The 8,171-nt window shown below is 65.3% G+C and carries 13 protein-coding genes and 1 pseudogene; 12 read left to right on the top strand and 2 right to left on the bottom strand.

Features of this window, described 5'->3' with window-relative positions; all coding sequences use genetic code 11:
* Positions 1-70 precede the first annotated feature (70 nt).
* The gene (locus EFAMC1_RS10820) at positions 71-1,027 is read right to left on the bottom strand and encodes a 2-hydroxyacid dehydrogenase (protein ID WP_154054278.1); all 957 of its coding nucleotides are present in this window, start codon (positions 1,025-1,027) and stop codon (positions 71-73) included.
* 225 nt (positions 1,028-1,252) lie between these two features.
* Entirely contained in the window at positions 1,253-1,576 is a 324-nt protein-coding gene (locus tag EFAMC1_RS10815) for a type II toxin-antitoxin system RelB/DinJ family antitoxin (protein WP_154054277.1), read from the bottom strand.
* Positions 1,577-2,128: 552 nt separating this feature from the next.
* Here EFAMC1_RS10815 and EFAMC1_RS11570 point away from each other — a divergent pair.
* The 12 genes and pseudogenes from EFAMC1_RS11570 to EFAMC1_RS10755 all read left to right on the top strand — a co-directional run.
* Positions 2,129-2,281 (top strand): annotated as a pseudogene (locus EFAMC1_RS11570) (type II toxin-antitoxin system HicA family toxin); the annotation flags it as partial.
* Positions 2,282-2,325: 44 nt separating this feature from the next.
* Entirely contained in the window at positions 2,326-2,772 is a 447-nt protein-coding gene (locus tag EFAMC1_RS10805; protein ID WP_154054276.1) for a helix-turn-helix domain-containing protein, read from the top strand.
* Between the two features lie 266 nt (positions 2,773-3,038).
* Entirely contained in the window at positions 3,039-3,338 is a 300-nt protein-coding gene (locus tag EFAMC1_RS10800; RefSeq protein WP_261981884.1) for an HNH endonuclease signature motif containing protein, read from the top strand.
* A 168-nt stretch (positions 3,339-3,506) separates the two neighbouring features.
* Positions 3,507-4,664, top strand: a complete 1,158-nt coding sequence (locus tag EFAMC1_RS10795) for a phage portal protein (RefSeq protein WP_187324674.1) — start codon at positions 3,507-3,509, stop codon at positions 4,662-4,664.
* Complete coding sequence (locus EFAMC1_RS10790) at positions 4,624-5,817, top strand: DUF6883 domain-containing protein (RefSeq protein ID WP_154054274.1); 1,194 nt, start codon at positions 4,624-4,626, stop codon at positions 5,815-5,817. The genes EFAMC1_RS10795 and EFAMC1_RS10790 overlap by 41 nt, the downstream gene beginning before the upstream one ends.
* A 15-nt stretch (positions 5,818-5,832) precedes the next feature.
* On the top strand, positions 5,833-5,994 hold the full coding sequence (locus EFAMC1_RS10785) for a hypothetical protein (protein ID WP_187324673.1): 162 nt from the start codon (positions 5,833-5,835) through the stop codon (positions 5,992-5,994).
* A 73-nt stretch (positions 5,995-6,067) separates the two neighbouring features.
* Positions 6,068-6,289, top strand: a complete 222-nt coding sequence (locus tag EFAMC1_RS10780; RefSeq protein ID WP_154054273.1) for a hypothetical protein — start codon at positions 6,068-6,070, stop codon at positions 6,287-6,289.
* Positions 6,290-6,406: 117 nt separating this feature from the next.
* Positions 6,407-6,688: a hypothetical protein gene (locus EFAMC1_RS10775; protein WP_154054272.1), complete on the top strand. Its 282-nt coding sequence runs from the start codon at positions 6,407-6,409 to the stop codon at positions 6,686-6,688.
* Between the two features lie 159 nt (positions 6,689-6,847).
* Positions 6,848-7,237 carry a hypothetical protein gene (locus tag EFAMC1_RS10770; protein WP_154054271.1) on the top strand — a complete coding sequence of 130 codons (390 nt, stop codon included), beginning with the start codon at positions 6,848-6,850 and terminating at the stop codon, positions 7,235-7,237.
* Positions 7,238-7,320: 83 nt separating this feature from the next.
* The gene (locus EFAMC1_RS10765; protein ID WP_154054270.1) at positions 7,321-7,509 is read left to right on the top strand and encodes a hypothetical protein; all 189 of its coding nucleotides are present in this window, start codon (positions 7,321-7,323) and stop codon (positions 7,507-7,509) included.
* Positions 7,510-7,589: 80 nt separating this feature from the next.
* Positions 7,590-7,751 carry a hypothetical protein gene (locus tag EFAMC1_RS10760; RefSeq protein ID WP_187324672.1) on the top strand — a complete coding sequence of 54 codons (162 nt, stop codon included), beginning with the start codon at positions 7,590-7,592 and terminating at the stop codon, positions 7,749-7,751.
* Between the two features lie 77 nt (positions 7,752-7,828).
* On the top strand, positions 7,829-8,113 hold the full coding sequence (locus tag EFAMC1_RS10755) for a hypothetical protein (protein WP_154054269.1): 285 nt from the start codon (positions 7,829-7,831) through the stop codon (positions 8,111-8,113).
* The last annotated feature ends 58 nt before the right edge of the window (positions 8,114-8,171 follow it).

Here is an 8,171-nt window from a genome sequence, read left to right as displayed (position 1 = left end):
GGTCAAAACGAACACGTCCCCAATTGACCCGCCCCGGCCGGATCGGCCGGCGCCAGTCGCAACCGAGACCTTACAGCGCACAGACGTTCGTGGGGGTGCCGGCAAGCCAGCTCTCCACGTTGCCGAACTCAATCTTCGCCCGACGCTGCATGGCCTCCTCCGTGAGATAGGCCACATGGGGCGTGAGCACGCAGTTCTTGGCGCTCGCGAGCGCGTAGCCCGTGGGCAGGGGCGGCTCCATGTCAAACACGTCGATACCCGCGCCGGAGAGCTTGCCGCCGTTGAGCGCCGCCGCAAGCGCGTCGTTGTCCACGATGGCGCCGCGGGCGCAGTTAATCAGGACGGCACCGTCCCCCATCGCAGAGATCTTGTCCGCGTCAAACCAACCGCGCGTCGAGTCGTTGAGCGGCACGTGGAGGCTCACGATGTCAGACTCAGCAAGCAGCTGCCCGAGCGACACCTGCTCGATGCCCGCGTCCGTCGCGGCTGCGCTCTCGTGGCGGGCATATCCCAGCACGCGCGCGCCAAAGGCGCGGAACAGCCTGCCCGCCGCGCACCCGATTTGGCCGGTACCCACGATGCCAACCGTCTTGCCCGAGATCTCGCGCCCCACAAGGCCGGCCGAGGTGCCGTGCGTGCGAGCGGACGCGTCCGCCTCGACGACCTTGCGCAGCACGTCGATCGCGGGGCCCGCCGTGAGCTCGGCCACGCTCACGTCGGAGTAGCCAGCGCAGTTGCAGACGGTCACGCCGCGCTCCCGGCAGGCGTCGAGGCCCACGTGGTCGATGCCCGTGAACGCCACGGCAATCATCTTGAGCGCGTCCGCGGCCCGCACGACCTCGGCCGGATACGGGCTGTTCGCGATCATCACCACGTCGGCCCCCGCCGAACGACGTGCAAGCTCGGCCGCGTCGGTCGTCTTCTCGTCGTAGTAGGCAAACTCATGGCCCGCGGCCTCGATGGGCGCGGCCAGCTCGCGAATCGTCGCCTCCGGCACCCCCAGCGGCTCCAGCAGCGCAACTCTCATGAACGCTCCAATCCCCTGCGGGACAGCCGCACAATCGGCGGCACGCCCAAGATTTGCCAGCGGTCCCAGTCTACGACTGGAGGTGTCGCTTCATGCTCGCACAGCGCTCTCCACATGGCAGCTATCGCATCGGTCGGCAGTCTGCGGCCACTTGCTCCGGAAGGTGCTCCCCATATGGCAGTTAAACTGCTCGCCCGCCACACGCAAATTACCACCCGTGCATTTTCACCGCGATTCCGCAGCAACGCACTGAGAATGTGTCTGGGGCACGCTTCTCGCATGGCTAGTTACAAACATGTGGTCGGCAGTGGCGAAGCGACCCGCCCCACCCCTCGCAACGATCTCGCGCACCTGAGCTATGGCCTCCCGGCTTTCGGCGTTGGGACAGCGATAGTCAAAGGTGATGGGAAGCGCATTGGTGTTGACCATCTGCGTGTAGAAGAGACGTGTCGCCGTGGAGAAATCGAGCCCATAGCCCTCGGCCGCCTCCGCGGCCGTACGCTTGAGCTCTGGGGCAACCCGGATGGTGACGGTTGCGTTGCCTGCCATACCAATTCCTTTTTGCTTAACATTGTTATCGCTTTGTGACACGTTCAAAGCACGGTTCACAAATAATGAGACACCATGTGAGCAACCAGGTTGCTCGGGCGGACGCCAGCCGCCCACAGGGGTCAAAGAGGAGATTCGGACACGGCAAGGTAGGCACAGAATCATGCGCCGCCGAGCTTGTCACCAGTATTCGGCGGTTTACAGACCTCATCTGCACGCCACGTCCCTCCACAGAGGCGATAACCGTGGCGGCGTGCCGGCGCTGCTCGGGACGAGAACAGCAGACCTGCTCTAGCACCACTACCTCGGCGGCGAGAGCTGGGCAGGGCGGCGGTGGTGGCCAGCTACAACCTTCGAACCGCCTACAGGGAGAGGGGCAAGGCGCTCGACCTCGTCGACGTCCTCACGCCCGAGGTGGCCATGGCGGGCGAGGGCGGCGCTGAGCAAGAAATATAAGAAAGGCTAAGAAATACAACTATATAAATACTTAGCGATGCTAATATGTACATGCCGAAAGGAAGGACGTTGACCAAGAAGTGAGACCTCGAGCGCGAGCTCTCGGATGCCGGCGGGAAGTTCCTGAAGTCGGGCGGGAACCACGACATCTGGCTCGCGCCCAACGGGAGGGTGGTCCCAGTCCCGAGGCACCGGGAGATACCGAACAGGACCGCCGAGATGATTCGCAAGGAGGCCGGGCTGAGATAGCCCGGCCCTCCGGGGCCACCGCCGACATAGCCAAGGGAGGAAACATGGCATACGTGAGGGAGTTCGAGTTCTTCGAGGACGAGGGCATGGTCTGCGCCGAGCCGTTCGGCATGGAGGGCGCGACGTGCGGCACCGACATCTACGACGCTATCGACATGGCCGCCGACTGGCTGCGCATTCACGTCCTCGACGCGCTCGCGAGGGGCAAGGCACTCCCGCAGGGGGCCCTGGGGAACAAGCCGCGTCGCGGCGGGACCGTCATCGCCGTGGCCATCGAGGCGAGCCTCGGGGACGTCCCGGCCATGACGGCGTCCGAGGCGGCGCGGGAGCTGGGCGTGAGCACCGCTCGCGTCTCGCAGCTCGTCTCGGCCGGACTGCTCGAGTCATGGAAGGTGGGCTCAACGCGCATGGTCTCCGAGAACTCGGTGCTGGCCCGCAAGGCGGAGGCCCCCAAGGCCGGGAGGCCCGCCCGCGAGACCGTCACCGCGTAAGTGGTGCCACCTCCATGCGGCACCAGGCGTGGCTGGACGCGTCTTCTGGCCCCTGGCTCAGCGCCGGGGGCCCTTTCCTTACCCCCCCCCACCCATACCAGTGGCAGTGTCTGGCAGTGACGGGCAGTGCCCCCGGGTGGTATAGGTGGGCTTACGCGTACGAGCGCGAGACGATGCGGGGCCGTGGTTCCGCCATCGCGCCCATGGATGACGGATGGGGCCACCCCAGCCGGGTGGCCCCCGCATGCTGGGAAAGGGCAGTGCCCGTGTCGAATACGAACCCACGCTTCGCAAACGGCAATCTCAGGCGCAAGCTGCGCGCCCGCCTCAAGTCAGAGGGCAGGCCGTGCGCGATCTGCAGCAGGCCAATCGACTACGCGCTGCCGGCGAACGACCCTTGGTCGTTCGAGGCTGACGAGATCGTCCCGGTCTCGCGCGGCGGCTCGCCGTTCGACTACGGCAACCTGCAGCCGACGCACAGACGATGCAACCAACTCAAGAGCAACCACATGCCAGGAGACGAGCGCACTCGTCGGCTGACCGTCGTCCGCTCGCGGGAGTGGTGACCGGTCACCGTCTCGGGGAGTGGGGGCATGCCTCCCCCCCCTTGGGGGGGGTCGGCGCTCCAGCGGACATAGCGCCATTCTTTTTCCTCGACCGTGAGGGGCACCACGCGCAGGAGCCCGAGACCGGCGAAGCCCAAGGGGTCGCTCACCGAGGCGGAGCGCGAGTACGTGAGGAGCCACTCCCCCCCCCAGCTCGGCGTGACGGCGATTGCCCGGAACCTCGGTCGCGGTCGCTCGGCCATCAACAAGGTGATCAAGGACGAGGGGCTGCGCGAGCGAGGCGTGCGCGACGATGCTCCGCCCGACGCGCTCATTCGCCCGCACGTGGACTGGCCGCGCAAGGCCGTGCTCGCGCTCGCCAACCGCTCGGTGCTCGACGGCTACACCGCCAAGGACGCCGAGGTGACCGACGAGCGCGTGCCGACGCTGGTCGGCGTCTACGAGCCCGGCTGCGTCATCGAACTCCGCGCGGATGGCGATAGGTGGTCGGCGGCCTCCAGGCCGCACGGCATGGGCAGGCCCCTCATGGAGCCGATGCCCTACGAGCCGACGCTCGAGCGGCCCTTCGGCCAGAGCCGCATCACGCGCACCGTCATGAGCATCACCGACGACGCGGTGCGCGAGAAGGCCCGCTCCGAGGTCGCCGCCGAGTTCGCCGCGTTCCCCCAGAAGTGGCTCCTGGGGACCGACGCCGAGACCATCAACGACGGCAACCGCTACAGCGCAGCCATGGGCGTCATGCAGGAGGTCGCCAAGGACCCGGACGGCGACTCGCCGACCATCTGGCAGTCGCCGCAGCTCACCATGCAGCCGCACATCGACTACATGCGCTCGCTCGCCGCCCAGTTCGCCGGCGAGACCGACCTGCCGCTCTCGTCGCTCGGCGTGGTGTCGGACAACCCCAGCTCCGCCGAGGCCATCTACGCGGCCAAGGAGGACCTCGTCATCGACGCGCAGAACCTCAACCGGTCCAACGCGCAGGCGCTGAGGAGCGTCGCCCTCATGGCGCTCGCCGTGGCGCACGGCACCGACTGGGCGACCGAGCGCGACGCGGGCCACGGCATCGAGCCGATGTTCCGCGACGAGGCGAGGCCGAGCGTGGTCTCGATGTCCGACGCCCTGCTCAAGCAGGTGCAGGCCATCCCGTGGCTCGCCGACACGTCGGTCGCCCTCGAGATGCTTGGCTACACCGAGGAGCAGAGGCAGCGGATGCAGGCCGACAAGAAGAGGGCACAGGCGGACGCGGCGATAAGCTCGCTGTTCGCGCCGACCAAGGAGGCTGAGAGTGCGAATTCCTCGCAGCCTGCTGGACGAGCTGACGCGTGAGGTCAACGCGACCTCCGAGGCCGGCCGGAGGATGGTCGGGCAGGCGCTCGACAGGCTGATGCCCCAGTTCGTCGGCAGTGACGGCGCAATCTCAGATGTCGCTGCTCTGAGGAACGCCGTCATCGCGCTCATGGAGCAGTCCGTCTCCTACCTCGCCGACGTGTCGGCGGGGCGCGCCGCCGAGCACTACGACGCGGTGCGGGCCATCCAGTCACCGGCCCATGCCTACTCCGCCTCGGTGCTCACCGGACGCGACCCGCTCGCCACCGAGGGGGCCGTCCGTGCCCTCGTTCAGAAAGCGGTGGACGGCAGGCTCGACGCCTTCGTCTCCGGCCTGGCCGACCGTACCGACTACGAGGTGCGGCGCGCCGCAAACGAGTGCATGGCCCTTAACGCGGGCCGCGACCCCGACAAGCCGAGGTACTGTCGCGTGCCGTCAGGTTCCGAGACGTGCGGGTTCTGCCTCATGCTGGCGAGCTTCGGCTTCCACTGGACCTCGCCCGAGGCCGCGAGCCACGCGCACGCGGGCTGCGACTGCAGGGTGGAGCCGGACTTCGGCGGTGCGAGCATAGGCGGTTACGACCCGGACGGAATGTACGGGCGCTACAACGACCTGCTCGAATCGCTCGGGGGCCGCGACGGCCTGCGGGCCGACTGGGACGCGATGCCCGACGCCAAGCGCGAGGCTTACATTCAGGCGCATGGCGGTAAGGCGGGCAAGGCGTTTGACGCCTACGTCAACAGGCGCATGGCTCAGGTAGTGGAATCTCGTGACCCCACGTGGTTCAAGACTGGCGTAGTCCCGCCACCTGATGCAGATAAGGTTCGTATCGGTGCCAACAAGGTCACTTTTGACGAGCGGAAGCTCACGCAATACTCGCTTAACCCGGAGCGGCAGCCAGACAAGGCAAGGGCGTGGCGAATATACCTCGGCTATCAGCTCAGTGACTATGCTGAGGTCATGGACAGGGTCTATGAGCATGTAGCCGAGCATGACCCAACGCTACGAAACACCGACTCACATGGCAAACACTTCACGAGTAAGATGATTATGACTGGAAAGGATGGGAGACGGGCAAAGGTTCAGGCTGGGTGGGTTCTCGACCCGGGAGCAACGGAGCTCAGGCTCGTGACCGTCTACGTTGATGAGTAGGGGCGGGTTGGTGGAATGAAGGATTTCGACAAGGTCAAGGTGGCTGATGGTAGGGTCGGCTACGTGATTGACGTCTATGAAGATGGCTGTCAAGTCGAGTTCGCTACTCCCGATGGCCCCCATGCCTATGATGACGAGTTCGTCCCGTCCGCTGACATCGTCTCTATTCTTGCTTGAATGTAGACAGCGATTCAAATCTAACTTTACCGGCCGCCTCCGAGCGGCCTTTTTCATGCCGATTGGAGCCCCCGTGATAGCGAAGCTAATAAAGATGGAGTGCAAGGCGGGGACGTCCGGTCGCGACGCCTTCGTCGGTCTCATCAAGCGCGCCGGATGGGCGCTGTGCGAGCACGCCGACGAGTACGTCCCCGACCAGCTCTACAGCGACGTCGACCAGGTGGTTACCGTGCGTATAAGCTCGCACGGCCCCGTCACGGTGTCGACCGACTTCGACTCCTACCTCCAATCGTAGGCACGAGCACAAACTAAGTCGAAACTGGCCCCGCAAGGGGCCCTTTTCATACCCGTACACAATCCCCCGAGGCCGAACGGCCGGAGGGGCCGCCGGAAAGGCGGGGAGGGAGAAGACATGGCAGACGAGACCGCCAAGCAGGCCGAGGCCCTGAAGGCCAAGGCGGCCGAGCAGCTCACCGACTGGGAGGCCAAGTACCGCGCCGCCATCGAGCACTCGCGCGAGTGGGAGCGCAAGGCCAAGACCAACAAGGGCGCCGCCGACGAGCTGGAAAAGCTCAAGGCGTCCCAGATGACCGACCTCGAGAGGGCACAGAAGGAGGCCAAGGCGAAGCTCGCCGAGCTGGAGGCCCAGCGCGAGTGGGCGGACCTCGCGGCAAGGCTCTCCAAAATCAGCTAGCCCCTCACTTCTCCCACCAACGACCTCACCATCCTCGTCATCACGGACGAATCGCCCGCCGACCGGGTTACCGGTGTCATTCAATCCATTGCTGGCCGCAACGCAAGCCTCTCTGCATGCATCACCGAGGCCGGGGCGGACGCCGTCACCGTCGAGGGCATGAAGTTCAAGCGCCGCGCCCCCGGCACCGTGCGGGTGGGCGGGGACTGGTGCTACCCGGTTGAGCGCCTGCGCACGCACTACGAGAAGGTGCGGGACGCCTGCCACGGGAGCGGGCTGCTGTTCCTGTGCGCCGAGAACCGGCTTCGGAGCATGGGCGACAGCATGGCGTGCTGCTGCGGCGACCTCGACGGATTCAGACCGAACGACTTCAACGCCGTCTCGCTCGCGTCAGGGGTCCCGGCGGAGCCGACGCCCGCCATGACCGTCCCCGGCAGCGCAATGTGCTTCAAGGCCTCGCACCAGGACACGCTTAGCTTGGCGCGCCTCAAGAGGACGACCTTCGAGCAAGAGATACGCGGAGAGGCGGTGCGGCTCCTCGGTAGGTAGTCGAAGGCCCTCTTCGGAGGGCCTGTTCATTTTGTCGAGTTCAACAATATACGTTATAATGACCCATGACGAGAGGAGCCGCCATGGCGTCTACCGAGGCCCAGAAGAGGGCGAGCGCGAAGTACCAGCGCCTGCACACCAAGCAGGTCAACCTCAAGTTCTCCCCGAACGAGATGGAGCTGTACGAGTGGATCCAGGCGCAGGAGGGCGCGGCATCGACCTACATCAAGGCGCTCGTGCGTTCCGACATGGACAAAAATAAGTTAGATTGATAGTTGTAACCTGCTGATACATGGGTTATAATTAGTATCAGCAGGTTAGGGCGAGGCCCGAGCCGAAGGAGCTGAAAGGCATGGACGAGATGGGAATGACCGAGCAGCAGTTCGCGAGCTACCTGAACCAGCTGATAGGCCGGTTCGAGGACGCCAAGGAGATTGAGGACAGCAAGAAGCGCCAAAAGAAGCTGGACGAAATCATCGAGGCAATGAAGAAGGACCGCGACAGCAACATGTAAGAGAAGACCCCCGGAGACCGAACCTCCGGGGGTCCTTCTGTCTCGGCATGGAAGATGAGACCACCCAATCTTAGCAGGTGACGCGCCCACGATTATGGAGCCATGCCTACGAAGAAGAAGCCCGCCAAGTCCTCGGCCAGGGGCAGAAGTGGGCCAAGGCGCACGAGGAGTTTTCGGACGCCCTAAACGAGGGTCGTGCGCTGGCGGACTTCGTAATCGAGGACTCGCTGTTCAACCGCGCCAAGGGCTATCGCAAGCGCACGGTGCGCAAGCGCAAGGGGCCGCAGGGGGTCACGGTCGAGGAGACGCTTGAGGACGTGCCGCCCGACACGACGGCGTGCATCTACTGGCTCACGTTTTAACCCACGCGCCCGCGAGGGGCGCGACGACAGCAGGGTTACCTCTATCTCGTTCTTGACG

This window comes from Olsenella uli (assembly GCF_901212675.1).
Classification (GTDB): domain Bacteria; phylum Actinomycetota; class Coriobacteriia; order Coriobacteriales; family Atopobiaceae; genus Parolsenella; species Parolsenella uli_B.
The sequence above is the reverse complement of the archived record's forward strand: the minus strand, read 5'-3'. Positions and strand labels throughout refer to the sequence as shown.